The sequence below is a fragment of the Streptomyces sp. NPDC048639 genome (assembly GCF_043199075.1).
Classification (GTDB): Bacteria; Actinomycetota; Actinomycetes; order Streptomycetales; family Streptomycetaceae; genus Streptomyces.
In genome coordinates this window covers 191,387-204,733 of record NZ_JBICVP010000011.1, presented here as the reverse complement: position 1 = coordinate 204,733, position 13,347 = coordinate 191,387, and the positions used below count along the sequence as shown (strand labels likewise).

The following is a 13,347-nucleotide window of genomic DNA, read 5'->3' as shown; positions in this document are numbered from 1 at the left end:
GACGATCGGACGGCGCGACCGCCGACCTCGGGGCCGCGCATCACGCGGAAGAAAGCAGAGGAAGTCGGCCATGGCAACGGCGCCCAGCGTCTCCTACTCGATGACGGTCCGGCTGGAGGTACCGGCCGGCGGCACCGCCGTCAGCCAGCTCACCACCGCCGTGGAGTCCTCCGGGGGGTCGGTGACCGGCCTCGACGTCACCGCATCCGGCCACGAGAAGCTGCGCATCGACGTCACCGTCGCCGCCTCCTCGACCTCGCACGCCGAGGAGATCGTCGGCAAGCTGCGGACCATCGAGGGCGTCACGCTGGGCAAGGTCTCCGACCGTACGTTCCTCATGCACCTCGGCGGCAAGATCGAGATGGCGTCGAAGCACCCGATCCGCAACCGTGACGACCTCTCCATGGTCTACACACCGGGTGTCGCCCGCGTCTGCATGGCGATCGCCCAGAACCCCGAGGACGCCCGCCGTCTGACCATCAAGCGCAACAGCGTCGCCGTCGTCACCGACGGCTCCGCGGTGCTGGGCCTGGGCAACATCGGTCCCAAGGCCGCGCTGCCCGTGATGGAGGGCAAGGCGGCCCTCTTCAAACGCTTCGCGGGCATCGACGCCTGGCCGCTGTGCCTGGACACCCAGGACACCGACGCCATCGTGGAGATCGTCAAGGCCATCGCCCCGGGCTTCGCCGGCATCAACCTCGAGGACATCTCGGCACCGCGCTGCTTCGAGATCGAGGCCCGGCTGCGCGAGGCGCTGGACATCCCGGTCTTCCACGACGACCAGCACGGCACGGCGATCGTCGTCCTGGCGGCCCTCACCAACGCCCTGCGCGTGGTGGACAAGGCCATCGGTGACGTACGGGTCGTCATGTCCGGTGCGGGTGCGGCCGGTACGGCCATCCTGAAGCTGCTCATCGCGGCCGGGGTGAAGCACGCGGTCGTCGCCGACATCCACGGTGTCGTCCACCAGGGCCGCGAGGACCTCGTCTCCGCCGACCCGGATTCGGCGTTGTGCTGGATCGGCCAGAACACCAACCCCGAAGGCAGCACCGGGACGCTCAAGGAGGCCGTGGCGGGCGCCGACGTCTTCATCGGCGTCTCCGCCCCCAACGTCCTGGACGGCGACGACGTCGCCGCCATGGCGGACGGCGCGATCGTCTTCGCGCTCGCCAACCCCGACCCCGAGGTGGACCCCGCGGTGGCCCGCCAGTCCGCCGCGGTCGTGGCGACCGGCCGCAGCGACTTCCCCAACCAGATCAACAACGTGCTGGTCTTCCCGGGTGTCTTCCGCGGTCTGCTCGACGCGCAGTCACGCACGGTGAACACCGAGATGATGCTGGCCGCCGCGGCCGCACTCGCCGATGTGGTGACCGAGGACGAGCTCAACCCGAACTACATCATCCCCAGTGTCTTCAACGACCGGGTCGCCGGAGCGGTCGCCGGAGCCGTCAGTGAGGCGGCAAAAGCGGCCGGACCGGCTGTGACGGCCGCCACGACGGGCTGACCACGGCGCGTCGCGAGACTCGGGCCCCCACTTGGCCCCATAGGGTGACGGGCAGAAATACGGCCGCGAACCCCGCCGCAACCCGGTAGCGAACCCTGCGATGAGCTGCCAGGAGCGGACAGAGCGTCACCAGAACGAGCCCATGGCGCTTTTCGTGTGACTCTCGGGGGTGCCGGATTGGCTTTCCCGCCACGGGTGGGGGCAGGATGCGTAACCGGGCGCGAGGGTCTGTGACCAGACCCGGGTCCGGGGACTGTCCGAGGGCCCTGGCAGCATCGGCTTCGATCTCACGCCTCAATGGCAAGTTGAACACGGGAGTAACTATGAACCGCAGTGAGCTGGTGGCCGCTCTTTCCGAGCGTGCCCAGGTGACCCGTAAGGACGCTGACGCCGTCCTGAACGCGCTCGCCGAGACCGTCGGTGAGATCGTCGCCAAGGGCGATGAGAAGGTCACCATCCCCGGCTTCCTGACCTTCGAGCGCACCCACCGTGCCGCTCGCACCGCGCGCAACCCGCAGACCGGCGACCCGATCGAGATCCCGGCCGGCTACAGCGTGAAGGTCTCCGCGGGCTCCAAGCTCAAGGAAGCCGCCAAGGGCAAGTAAGCAACGACCGAAGGGCGGCCACTCCCACGAGGAGTGGCCGCCCTTCAGTATGTCCGCAAAAACCCGCGCCGCCGCCTGGGGCATCCGCGTCCGCCGCATACGACGTCCCCGGGTGAGCGGACGACGCCGAGGACGACGCAGAACGCCTCCGAGACGCGGAACGCCTCCGAGACGCGGAACGCCTCCGCGACGGGAGAACGTCACGGAGGCGCTGCAGCGGGGATTCAGGCCTTCTTGGCGGCCTTGGGGAGCTCGACCTTGCCGCCGAGTCCCTCCAGCTTGTCCATGAAGTTCTCGTAGCCGCGGTTGATCAGGTCGATGCCGTGGACCCGGGAGGTGCCCTGGGCCGCCAGCGCGGCGATGAGGTACGAGAAGCCGCCCCGGAGGTCCGGGATCACCAGATCGGATCCCTGGAGCTTGGTCGGCCCGCTCACGACCGCGGAGTGGAGGAAGTTGCGCTGCCCGAAGCGGCAGGGCGTACCGCCGAGGCACTCGCGGTAGAGCTGGATGTGCGCGCCCATCTGGTTCAGCGCACTGGTGAAGCCGAGCCGCGATTCGTACACCGTCTCGTGCACGATGGACAGGCCCGACGCCTGGGTCAGGGCGACCACCAGAGGCTGCTGCCAGTCGGTCTGGAAGCCCGGGTGGACATCCGTCTCCAGGGCGATCGCGTTCAGCGGGCCGCCGGGGTGCCAGAAGCGGATGCCGTCGTCGCCGACCTCGAACGCGCCGCCGACCTTCCGGAAGACATTGAGGAACGTCATCATCTCGCGCTGGCTGGCGCCGCGTACGTAGACATTGCCCTCGGTCGCGAGCGCCGCGCAGGCCCAGGAGGCGCCCTCCAGGCGATCCGGGACGGCGCGGTGGTTGTAGCCACCGAGCTTCTCCACACCGGTGATCTGGATGGTGCGGTTGGTGCCCATCGTGATGATGGCGCCCATCTTCTGCAGGACGCAGATGAGGTCCTCGATCTCCGGCTCGATCGCGGCGTTGCGCAGCTCGGTGATGCCCTCGGCCAGGACGGCCGTCAGCAGCACCTGTTCGGTCGCACCCACGGACGGGTACGGCAGTTCGATCCTGGTGCCGCGCAGCCGGTGCGGGGCCTCCAGGTACTGCCCCTCCGGACGCTTCTCGATGACCGCGCCGAACTGGCGCAGTACGTCGAAGTGGAAGTCGATCGGCCGGCCGCCGATGTCGCAGCCGCCCAGGCCCGGAATGAAGGCATGCCCGAGGCGGTGCAGCAGCGGGCCGCAGAAGAGGATCGGGATGCGCGAGGAGCCCGCGTGGGCATCGATGTCGGCGACGTTGGCGCTCTCCACACGCGAGGGGTCGAGCACCAGCTCTCCCGACTCGTCACCGGGGCGGACCGTGACGCCGTGCAGTTGCAGCAGACCGCGTACGACGCGGACGTCACGGATGTCGGGCACATTGCGCAGTCGGCTCGGTTCGCTGCCGAGGAGGGCGGCCACCATGGCCTTGGGTACGAGGTTCTTCGCGCCGCGGACATGGATCTCGCCCTCGAGCGGTGTGCCGCCGTGGACAAGCAGGACGTCGTCGGTCATGGATCTCGCGTTCCTGGAGTTGGGCAGGGACCAGTGAAATGGTAAGGGCCGTTCGGCCCCCCTTCGTAAGGGCGAGGCGCGAACGAACACGCCCCGGAGGCGCGCCCTCACGTTCCGTATGCCCCGTGCGCCGCCGCGTCACCGCGGCGCGCCCCCGCTGCCGCCGTACGCCCCGCCCTCCCGCCAGCCGCGTAGCCCCGTTGACTCCCCGCGCGGGGCGATCGTGCGGGATCATGTCGTCATGACCGAGGTGTCGTCCCTCACAGGACGTCTGCTAGTCGCGACACCGGCGCTGGCCGACCCGAACTTCGACCGTGCGGTGGTACTCCTTCTCGACCATGACGACGAGGGGTCGCTGGGCGTCGTCCTCAACCGGCCCACCCCGGTCGGCGTAGGGGACATCCTCGAATCCTGGGCCGGACTGACCGGGGAGCCCGGTGTCGTCTTCCAGGGCGGCCCGGTGTCGCTGGACTCGGCGCTGGGCGTGGCCGTCGTCCCGGGCGAGCCCGGCACCCCCGTGGGGGAGGGGCCACTGGGCTGGCGGCGGGTGCACGGCGCGATCGGCCTCGTCGACCTGGAGGCGCCGCCCGAGTTGCTCGCGGCGGCGCTTGGCTCGCTGCGCATCTTCGCGGGCTACGCGGGCTGGGGGCCCGGCCAGCTGGAGGACGAACTGGTCGAGGGTGCGTGGTACGTGGTGGAGTCCGAGCCCGGTGACGTCTCCTCGCCCGACCCCGAGCAGCTATGGCGCTCGGTCCTGCGGCGCCAGCGCAACGAGCTGGCGATGGTCGCCACGTATCCGGACGACCCGAGCCTGAACTAGTCGCTCCCGCCCGGACCCTCACTCCGCGCCGCGGCGCGGTCCGGGCCCCGGAACGTCCCGCGGTACGCGCTCGGGGAGACGCCGAGCGCCGCCTGCAGATGCTGGCGCAGCGAAGCCCCCGTGCCGAAGCCCGCGTCGGCCGCGACCCGGTCGACCGGCAGGTCGGTCTCCTCCAGCAAATGCCGTGCCCGCTCGATGCGCTGCTGGGCGAGCCACTGCATCGGGGTGATCCCCACCTCCTCCCGGAAGCGGCGGCTGAAGGTCCGTACGCTCATCGCCTCCCGGCCGGCCAACTCGCTGAGGGTGAGCGGCCGGTCGAGGTGCCCCAGGGCCCAGGCGCGCGCCGCGCCGGTGGAGGAGAGGCGCGGTTCGGGGACGGGCCGCTGGATGAACTGGGCCTGGCCGCCCTCCCGGTGCGGGGCGACGACCGTGGAGCGCGCCACCTCGTTGGCGACCGCCGAGCCGTGGTCGCACCGGATCATGTGCAGGCACAGGTCGATGCCGGAGGCGACGCCCGCCGAGGTGAGGATGCGCCCGTCGTCGGTGTAGAGGACGCCGGGGTCGACCTTCACCGCCGGATGGACCTCCCGCAGGTGGTCGCAGGAACGCCAGTGGGTGGTCGCGCGGCGGCCGTCGAGCAGCCCGGCGGCGGCCAGGACGAAGGCGCCGGTGCAGATCGAGGCGATACGCGTACCGGGCCGGATGAGGGCGAACGCGTCCGCGAGCGAGCCGTCGAGGCGGCCGGTCTGGGGCTCGTAGTCCACCTGGGCCGAGGGGACGACGACGGTATCGGCCCCGGCCAGGGCCTCGGGGCCGTGCTCCACGCCGACGGTGAAGTCGGCGCTGGTACGGACGGGGCCGGGGGTGAGGGCGCAGGTGACGACCTCGTAGAGCGGTGCGCCGCCGTGAGTCCGGGCGGCCTGGCCGAAGAGCTGGTGGACGATTCCGACCTCGATCGGCAGCAGCCCGTGGCGGGCGAGGACGGCCACGCGGTGGCGGCCGGGGTGCCGGAACGCCGCCGGGGCGCTCGGTCCCTCCACCCGTCCGATGGGCGACCCGGTGGCCGATCCGGTCGTCGATCCGGTGGCCGATCGGGTCGTCGATCGGGTCGTCGAACTCCTCATGGCGAGATTCTTTCACATGCTGTCCATCTGGCCACTCGTCGCGCGACGCCGGGACTCGCAGGCTCGGGCACATGACGGAGAACACCGAGAACGCAGCACCGGCCCCCGCGATCCGAAGGTCACCGCACCGCGCCTGGTGGGTCGCCGCCGTCTCCGGTCTGGCGATCGTCGCCGCGGGCGCCTTCACCACGATGTCGGGCCTGCTGGTCGGCCCGCTGCGCGCGGAGTTCGGCTGGTCGCGCTCCACCATCGGCCTCGCCGTCTCGGTGAACATGGCGCTCTACGGGCTGACCGCCCCGTTCGCCGCCGCGCTGATGGACCGCTTCGGGATGCGCCGTGTCGTCCTCGGCGCGCTGACGGCGGTGGCCGCCGGCGGTGTGCTGACGACCGCGGTGACGCGGACCTGGCAGTTGGTCCTGGTGTGGGGCGTCCTCGTGGGCCTGGGTACCGGATCGCTGGCCATGGCCTTCGCCGCGACCGTCGTCGGCCGCTGGTTCGTCCGGCGCCGCGGCCTGGTCCTCGGCGTCCTCACCGCCGCCGGTGTCGTCGGCCAGTTCGTGTTCCTCCCGGTCCTGTCCTGGACGGCCGACCACCACGGCTGGCGCCTCGCCGTCCTGGCGCCCGCGCTGGCCGCGCTCGTCGTCATGGTGCTCGTACGGCTGCTGATGCGGGACCACCCGGCGGACGCGGGTGTGCCGCCGTACGGGAGCGCCGTGTTCGTGGCGAAGCCGCCCGCCGTCCCGGGGGCTGCGCGGCGGGCGCTGCGGGTGCTCGTGCGCGCGGCCCGTACCGGCCCGTTCTGGCTGCTCGCCGGGACCTTCGCGATCTGCGGGGCGTCCACGAACGGCATCATGTGGACCCACTTCACCCCCGCAGCGCACGACCACGGCATGCCCACGACCGTCGCCGCGTCCCTGCTGGCCCTGATCGGGGTCTTCAACGTCGCCGGCACCGTCGGCTCCGGCTGGCTCACCGATCGCACCGACCCCCGGCGGCTGCTCGCCTCGTACTACGCGCTGCGCGGGCTGTCGCTGATGTTCCTGCCGCTGCTGCTGGCCCCCGCGGTCCGCACACCCCTGGTCCTCTTCGTCGTCGTCTTCGGCCTGCTGGACGTGGCCACCGTGCCGCCGACGATCGCGCTGGCCCGGGAGTACTACGGCGAGGACGGCGCCATCGTCTTCGGCTGGGCGAACGCCGCGCATCAGCTCGGCGCCGGTCTGGTGGCCTTCCTCGGCGGCGTGGCACGGGATGCCTCGGGCTCGTACGACGTGGTGTGGATCGCCGTCGGGGCGCTGTGCGCGGCGGCCGCGCTCCTTGCTCTCGTGCTGCGGCGCCCCGGTTCCCGGCCGGTGACGGGGGGCGGTCCTGGGGCGGTCGACGGTGGCCCGAGGACGGGCAGTGCCACTGCTCCCTGCTTTCCGCGGGCGTGAGTACCCTTGGCAGACATGAGCACTCTCGAGCCCGAGCCCGAGCGCGGGGCAGGCACCGGAACCCTGGTAGAGCCGACGCCGCAGGTGTCGCATGGCGACGGCGACCACGAGCGCTTCGCCCACTACGTCCAGAAGGACAAGATCATGGCGAGCGCGCTGGACGGCACGCCCGTCGTCGCGCTGTGCGGCAAGGTGTGGGTCCCGGGCCGCGACCCGAAGAAGTACCCCGTCTGCCCTATGTGCAAGGAGATCTACGAGTCCATGGGCGCGGGCGGCGACAAGGACAAGAGCGGCAAGGGCGGCAAGGGCGGCGACAAGCAGTAGCCCCGGCCCCTCCGTTCCGTCATCGCGAGCCGCGGCCCGCGATGGTGACCGGTGCTGCGAGCCCCGGCGTGCGACGCACGCCGGGGCTCTGCGCTGACAGGGGCACGAGCCGTATCCGTCGACTCCCGGCCGCCCGGCTGTCGCGCCGTTTGTCAACAGGGCGCCCCCGGACAGCCGTTCGCCGCCGATGAGGTCTCGGTCGACGTGACCCGGAGGGGTGCGGACCTCTTGCCCTGTATGCCGAACCCCCCATAGCTTCCTGCGTGTTGTGCGGTACGAAATGTGCGTTGCGCATGTCGCAATGTCAACGCTGGTCTTCTGCAAGCCCGACGAGAACGGCAGGGGCGGCATGACGGGTGCATCAGCGGTGGTGGCGCTTCCCGTCCCGGTCCTCTCTTCCTCTTCTTCCTCGTGCAGCGCCGCCCGGTTCTCGGTCTCGGTGGCGCGGTGAAGAACTGACAAGGACGGCAGCCATGGACCTCATTCCGGCCCCGCTCTCGGCGCGGGTGTACGGCGTCGACCCGGATCCGTACAGCGACGGCGCGGATCCGTACGTCGGCACGGGCGGTGCGGATCCCTACGGCGACGCCGGTGCGGATCCGCACGGCAGAGGCGGTGAGCGCGGGAACTTCCTCGTCCTCGGGCCCGGCACGTGCCTCGCGGGCGGTGCCGGAGCCGAGGATGCCGAGCGCTGGCTGCGGGCCGAACTCGGCGCCGCCACCGGCCTGTCCCTGCCTCCGGCGGGCGCGGCGGGCGCGGCGGGCGGGTGCGAAGGGGGCGCCGTCCGTCTCGCCCTCGACCCGGACGTGACCGCCGAACTGGGTGAGGAGGGCTACCGGATCGGCATCGGCCCCACGGGCGTACGCCTCGACGGCGGCGGCCGGGCCGGGCTGTTCTGGGCGGCGCAGACCCTGCGGCAGCTCCTCGGCCCGGACGCGTACCGCCGGGCGCCGCTCCCCGGCCGGTCCTGGCGCCTGCCGCACTGTCGGATCCAGGACGCGCCGCGCTTCCGCTGGCGCGGGCTGATGCTGGACGTGGCGCGCCACTTCATGCCCAAGGACGGCGTGCTGCGCTATCTCGACCTCCTCGCCGCCCACAAGCTCAACGTCCTGCACCTCCACCTCACCGACGACCAGGGCTGGCGCATCGAGATCGCCCGCCACCCCCGCCTCATGGAGGTCGGGGCGTGGCGCGAGCGGACCCGGTACGGGCACCGGGCCTCGCCCCTCTGGGACGAGCGCCCGCACGGCGGTCACTACACGCGGGACGACCTCCGCGAGATCGTCGCGTACGCGGCGCAGCGGCACATCACCGTGGTCCCGGAGATCGACATTCCCGGCCACTCGCAGGCGGCGATCGCCGCCTACCCCCGGCTCGGCAACACCGACGTCCTCGACACCTCCGCTCTCGGTGTCTGGACGGACTGGGGCGTCAGCCCGAATGTGCTGGCCCCGGCGGACCACGTCATGCGCTTCTACGAGGAGGTACTGGAGGAGGTCCTGGAGCTGTTCCCCTCCCCGTTCGTGCATCTGGGCGGGGACGAGTGCCCGAAGGGCCAGTGGAAGACGTCCCCGGCCGCCCAGGCGCGCATCCGGGAGCTGGGGCTGGCGGACGAGGACGCTCTGCAGGGCTGGTTCGTCCGGCACTTCGCCGACTGGCTCGCCGAGCGCGGGCGCCGCCTCATCGGCTGGGACGAGATCCTGGAAGGTGCTGGGGCGGGCGCTGCGGGAACGGCGGATTCCGGCCTTGCGGAAGGAGCGGCGATCGCGTCATGGCGCGGGTACGCGGGCGGGATCGCGGCCGCGCGCGCGGGCCACGATGTCGTCATGTGCCCCGAACAGCAGGTGTATCTGGACCACCGCCAGGCCGCGGGCGACGACGAGCCGATGCCCATCGGCTACGTCCGCACGCTCGAGGACGTCTACCGCTTTGAGCCGGTGCCGCCGCAGCTCACCCCCGCCGAAGCCGCCCGCGTACTCGGGGCGCAGGCGAACATCTGGACCGAGGTGACGGAGGACCGTGGCCGCGTGGACTACCAGGTCTTCCCGCGCCTCGCCGCCTTCGCCGAGGTCGCCTGGTCCGCTCTCCCCCCGCCCGCCGAGCGGGACTTCGCCGGTTTCGCGTCGCGTATGACCTCCCACTACGCGCGCCTGGACGCGCTCGGTGTCGGCTACCGGCCGCCGGACGGGCCCCGCCCGTGGCAGCGGCGGCCCGCACCCGAAGGTGTCGGCCTCGGACGTCCGATCGAGGGGGCGCCCCCGATCGTGTGAGCCGTAGGCAAAGGCGGACCGTTCGAGCCGCGCCCCTGGAAGCGTGACTCCCGTACGCAGAACGCACACAAGGCTCCCCGAAACATGGCAATCCGCACTCACGGCCAACACGGAGTGAAAGTGGACCAAACGCCAATTCGGGACGTAGTAGCCCTTCGTGGACCCTCGCACCGGGGGCCGGTGAAGATGTGCCAGAGTTGCCACGTCCGGGCTGCGAGCACGTACCGTACGGCGAACAGGCGGGACATCGGGAAGGGGCTGGGTTGACCACGCACGCACCGCAGGCAGCGCAGACGGTGACGTTGCCGGTCTCGCTCGACGAGGCCGTGGCGGCGCTCACCGCCATGCCGGCCGCTGTGCCCGTCGCGGGCGGGACCGACCTCATGGCCTCGGTCAACTCCGGCCTGCTGCGGCCCGCGGGGCTCGTCGGACTCGGCCGGATCAGCGAGATCCGCGGCTGGCAGTACCAGGACGGACACGCGCTGCTCGGAGCCGGTCTCACCCACGCCCGGATGGGACGGCCCGACTTCGCGGCCCTCATTCCGGCGCTGGCCGCCGCCGCCCGCGCCGCGGGCCCACCGCAGATCCGCAACGCCGGAACCCTCGGCGGCAACATCGTCACCGCGGCGCCCACCGGCGACGCGCTGCCCGTACTCGCCGCCCTCGAAGCCACGTTGATCATCGCCGGGCCCGAGGGCTCCCGCCGCGAGATCCCGGTCAGCCATCTGCTCGCGAGCATGGAGATGCTGCGCCCCGGCGAGGTCGTGGGCTTCGTGCGCGTACCGCTGCTGCATGCACCGCAGACCTATCTGAAGGCCACGGGCCGCACCGGCCCCGGCCGCGCCGGCGCCTCCGTCGCCCTCGTGCTCGACCCCGCCCGGCGCAATGTGCGCTGCGCCGTGGGGGCGGTGGCCCCCATGCCGCTGCGCCCGCTGGAGGCCGAGCGCTGGGTCGCGGGACTCATCGACTGGGACGGCGAACGCAGCCTCGCGCCGGAGGCCTGCGCGGCGTTCGGCGAGTACGTCGCGGCCGCCTGCATCCCGGACCCGCAGCCCGCGGACGGGTCCCAGGCGCCGGACGGCCAGGGGGGCGAGGCGCAGCCCTTGCCGCCCGCCGTCCTGCATCTACGGCGTACGGTTGCGGCATTGGCCCGCCGAGCACTGGGGAGGGCGCTCGCATGAGTGCAGAACCGTCCGCCGGCCCGACCGTCGTGCCACACGCCGGGGGTACGGTCGCGGCGGCGGCTCGCCGCCGCGCGGGGAGGGGGCTCGCATGAGTTCCGATCAGCAGCCGCCATCGGGTTCGCAGGGGCCGCACCCTGGGGCGCCGCGCGGGCCGCATGGCTGGGAGCCCCTGCCGCAGGGTGAGTACGACTCGGACACCACGGCCTTCGTGCGTCTGCCCGACGGCCTGCTCGACCCCTCCGCCGTACCCCCCGGGGCCGACCCGCTCGCGGCGCCGGGCCATGGCTACGTACCGCCGCCGCTGACACCCGAATCCGGTGCGGCCGGGTCCTCGGGGCCCTCCGGCGGCCACGGTTCGGATCCCTCCGCACCGGCCGACCCCCATGCGACGGGGCAGTGGACGATGCCGTTCGCCGACACCGGCGCGGGACAGGGCGGTGGCGGCTGGGGTGACGCCGGCGGCGCGGCTGCCCATGGACAGTGGAGTGTGCCCATAGCGCCGGACGACCCCGTGGGGGAGTCGGGCGAGTATCTGGTCGACAACCGTGCGCGCCCCGCCGCGCCTTACGGCGGCGGCCCGTCGGGGCCCGACCCGCAGTGGTACGGGCAGGGCCAGGAGAGCGGCCAGGGGCCGACCGGCCTCACCCAGCAATGGACATTTCCCCCGGCAGGGGAGCAACTGCCCGATTCCGCAGTGCAGTCGACGCCCCCCCCGCCCCACACCGCGGGCCCGGGAGCGCAGGACACCCGGGGCGGACAGGACACCCGGGGCGGGCACGTACCGCAGGGCGACTGGAACGCGCCGTCCGCGCCGACCGGCCAGTGGTCCGTCCCCACCACCGACGCGCCGGGCACCGACGAGTCCGGCACGTACCGCCTCGACGAGAGCGCACCGGCGGGCCACCAACCCCCCGGCGGCGACACCGGATCCTCGCCGTGGCAGCAGAGCGCCGGCGGGACGGCCGTTGGCCCCGGCACCGGAACCCGCGGACCGGCCGGGGGCTCCACCGGCAGCACCTCCGGCGGGTGGACCACCGAACAGAGGCCCGCGGGCGGGCCCGAGCAGCAACGCCCCGCGCGCGGCGGCGCCCGGCGCAAGCTTGCCTCCGGACCGGGCGGGACGGCGGAAGGCCGTACCGACGCACCGGAGCCGGACACGCGCGGCGGCGGGCAGCACGCCTCAGGCCCCTGGCCGACCCCTACCGGCGGAACCGAAGTCCCGGGCCGCGCAGGCGGGGAGACCACCCGGCGGAAGATCGGCAACGGCTCCGGAGCGGCCGAGGGCCCCGCGGGTGAACGGTCATCGGCGGAGCAGGGCCGGCAGAAGCAGCGCGCCGAGGACACCGGCGCCCACGGGGCCTCCGGCGCGGCCGGTTCACCCGGCGCCACGTCGTACGCCGGTGCCGGTGCCGGTGCCGACGCCGCACCGCGCCCCACCGCACCGCGCCCCGCCGCCCCGCGTCCGCCCGACGGCGGGTCGCTGCCGGGCCGCGCGGCCGAGGACATCATCAACCGGCTGACGGGGTCGGTCTCCACGGCGGCCAACGGCTTCGTGACCGCGCCCGGCGTGAGCGCGCCCGCCTCCAGCAACGGCGCGCCCAACGGCGTCGCTCCCCGCCCCGCGGGTGACGAGGACTCCCGGACCCGGCCCGGCGACGGCCGCCGCAACGGCACACGCCCGGGCCCGGCCCCAGGCGGGGGCGACGGCACCGGGGAAGCCGGCGGCGATACGCCCGGCCGCCCCGCCGCCACCACCGCACCGGCACCGCTCGCACAGGACGAGGCGGCCGAGGCGCACGACCACGACGCGGCGGAGGCGGCGCCCGGCCAGGACGACGCGGCCGACGAGCACAGCGAACACCCCCACGCCTCGTACGTCCTGAGCGTCAACGGCACCGACCGCCCCGTCACCGACGCGTGGATCGGCGAGTCCCTTCTGTACGTCCTGCGGGAACGCCTGGGACTTGCCGGGGCGAAGGACGGCTGCTCGCAGGGCGAGTGCGGTGCGTGCTCCGTCCAGGTCGACGGACGGCTCGTGGCGTCATGCCTCGTGCCCGCGGCGACCGCGGCGGGCAGCGAGGTCCGTACGGTCGAGGGGCTCGCCGCCGACGGCGTGCCCTCGGACGTGCAGCGTGCCCTCGCGGCGAGCGGAGCCGTCCAGTGCGGCTTCTGCGTGCCCGGACTCGCGATGACCGTGCACGACCTCCTCGAGGGCAACCACGCGCCGACCGACCTCGAGACCCGCCAGGCCATCTGCGGCAATCTGTGCCGCTGCTCCGGCTACCGCGGCGTGCTCGACGCCGTGCGCGAGGTCGTCGAGAGCCGGGTCGACCCGGCCGATCCGGAGGACGAGGAGGGGGCGGGCGCCCCGCGCATCCCCCACCAGGCGGGCCCCTACGACGGCGGTGCCGCCCCGGGAGGTCCCGCATGACCGCCCGTGCCGGCAGGCCGGACCGGCGCACCCCGGCCGCGGAGCCGCATCCCCCGCAGGCGGAGCGGACCAGAGTGTCCGTCCCGTACACCG

General features: G+C 73.1%; 10 protein-coding genes. 8 read left to right on the top strand and 2 right to left on the bottom strand.

Translation table 11 applies throughout. From position 1 onward, the window contains the following. Window positions 1–70 precede the first annotated feature (70 nt). Entirely contained in the window at window positions 71–1,504 is a 1,434-nt protein-coding gene (locus ACGFNH_RS28065; RefSeq protein WP_393658347.1) for an NAD-dependent malic enzyme, read from the top strand. 323 nt (window positions 1,505–1,827) lie between these two features. Continuing rightward, the gene (locus ACGFNH_RS28060) at window positions 1,828–2,109 is read left to right on the top strand and encodes an HU family DNA-binding protein (RefSeq protein ID WP_360849035.1); all 282 of its coding nucleotides are present in this window, start codon (window positions 1,828–1,830) and stop codon (window positions 2,107–2,109) included. A 224-nt stretch (window positions 2,110–2,333) separates the two neighbouring features. On the opposite strand, the gene murA is transcribed toward ACGFNH_RS28060, so the two are convergent. Next, window positions 2,334–3,671, bottom strand: coding sequence for a UDP-N-acetylglucosamine 1-carboxyvinyltransferase (gene murA / locus ACGFNH_RS28055; protein ID WP_393658344.1), 1,338 nt, complete (start codon window positions 3,669–3,671; stop codon window positions 2,334–2,336). Between the two features lie 241 nt (window positions 3,672–3,912). On the opposite strand from murA, the gene ACGFNH_RS28050 reads away from it, so the two are divergent. Next, window positions 3,913–4,491, top strand: coding sequence for a YqgE/AlgH family protein (locus tag ACGFNH_RS28050; protein ID WP_393658342.1), 579 nt, complete (start codon window positions 3,913–3,915; stop codon window positions 4,489–4,491). On the opposite strand, the gene ACGFNH_RS28045 is transcribed toward ACGFNH_RS28050, so the two are convergent. Beyond that, complete coding sequence (locus tag ACGFNH_RS28045) at window positions 4,488–5,615, bottom strand: GlxA family transcriptional regulator (protein WP_393658340.1); 1,128 nt, start codon at window positions 5,613–5,615, stop codon at window positions 4,488–4,490. The genes ACGFNH_RS28050 and ACGFNH_RS28045 overlap by 4 nt on opposite strands. A 71-nt stretch (window positions 5,616–5,686) precedes the next feature. Here ACGFNH_RS28045 and ACGFNH_RS28040 point away from each other — a divergent pair, with 71 nt between their 5' ends. The 5 genes from ACGFNH_RS28040 to ACGFNH_RS28020 all read left to right on the top strand — a co-directional run bounded on the left by ACGFNH_RS28040 (window position 5,687) and on the right by ACGFNH_RS28020 (window position 13,254). Further along, window positions 5,687–7,045, top strand: a complete 1,359-nt coding sequence (locus ACGFNH_RS28040) for an MFS transporter (RefSeq protein ID WP_393658338.1) — start codon at window positions 5,687–5,689, stop codon at window positions 7,043–7,045. Window positions 7,046–7,060: 15 nt separating this feature from the next. Next, window positions 7,061–7,369: a DUF3039 domain-containing protein gene (locus ACGFNH_RS28035; RefSeq protein WP_393658336.1), complete on the top strand. Its 309-nt coding sequence runs from the start codon at window positions 7,061–7,063 to the stop codon at window positions 7,367–7,369. A gap of 473 nt (window positions 7,370–7,842) precedes the next feature. Further along, entirely contained in the window at window positions 7,843–9,639 is a 1,797-nt protein-coding gene (locus ACGFNH_RS28030; RefSeq protein ID WP_393658334.1) for a beta-N-acetylhexosaminidase, read from the top strand. Between the two features lie 263 nt (window positions 9,640–9,902). Further along, complete coding sequence (locus ACGFNH_RS28025) at window positions 9,903–10,820, top strand: FAD binding domain-containing protein (protein ID WP_393658332.1); 918 nt, start codon at window positions 9,903–9,905, stop codon at window positions 10,818–10,820. A 91-nt stretch (window positions 10,821–10,911) separates the two neighbouring features. Then, on the top strand, window positions 10,912–13,254 hold the full coding sequence (locus ACGFNH_RS28020) for a 2Fe-2S iron-sulfur cluster-binding protein (RefSeq protein ID WP_393658330.1): 2,343 nt from the start codon (window positions 10,912–10,914) through the stop codon (window positions 13,252–13,254). The last annotated feature ends 93 nt before the right edge of the window (window positions 13,255–13,347 follow it).

Coding starts and splice junctions, on each gene's coding strand:
- ACGFNH_RS28065 (WP_393658347.1), top strand. CDS start 71: ATGGCAACGGCGCCCAGCGTCTCCTACTCGATGACGGTCCGGCTGGAG.
- ACGFNH_RS28060 (WP_360849035.1), top strand. CDS start 1,828: ATGAACCGCAGTGAGCTGGTGGCCGCTCTTTCCGAGCGTGCCCAGGTG.
- murA (WP_393658344.1), bottom strand. CDS start 3,671: ATGACCGACGACGTCCTGCTTGTCCACGGCGGCACACCGCTCGAGGGC.
- ACGFNH_RS28050 (WP_393658342.1), top strand. CDS start 3,913: ATGACCGAGGTGTCGTCCCTCACAGGACGTCTGCTAGTCGCGACACCG.
- ACGFNH_RS28045 (WP_393658340.1), bottom strand. CDS start 5,615: ATGAGGAGTTCGACGACCCGATCGACGACCCGATCGGCCACCGGATCG.
- ACGFNH_RS28040 (WP_393658338.1), top strand. CDS start 5,687: ATGACGGAGAACACCGAGAACGCAGCACCGGCCCCCGCGATCCGAAGG.
- ACGFNH_RS28035 (WP_393658336.1), top strand. CDS start 7,061: ATGAGCACTCTCGAGCCCGAGCCCGAGCGCGGGGCAGGCACCGGAACC.
- ACGFNH_RS28030 (WP_393658334.1), top strand. CDS start 7,843: ATGGACCTCATTCCGGCCCCGCTCTCGGCGCGGGTGTACGGCGTCGAC.
- ACGFNH_RS28020 (WP_393658330.1), top strand. CDS start 10,912: ATGAGTTCCGATCAGCAGCCGCCATCGGGTTCGCAGGGGCCGCACCCT.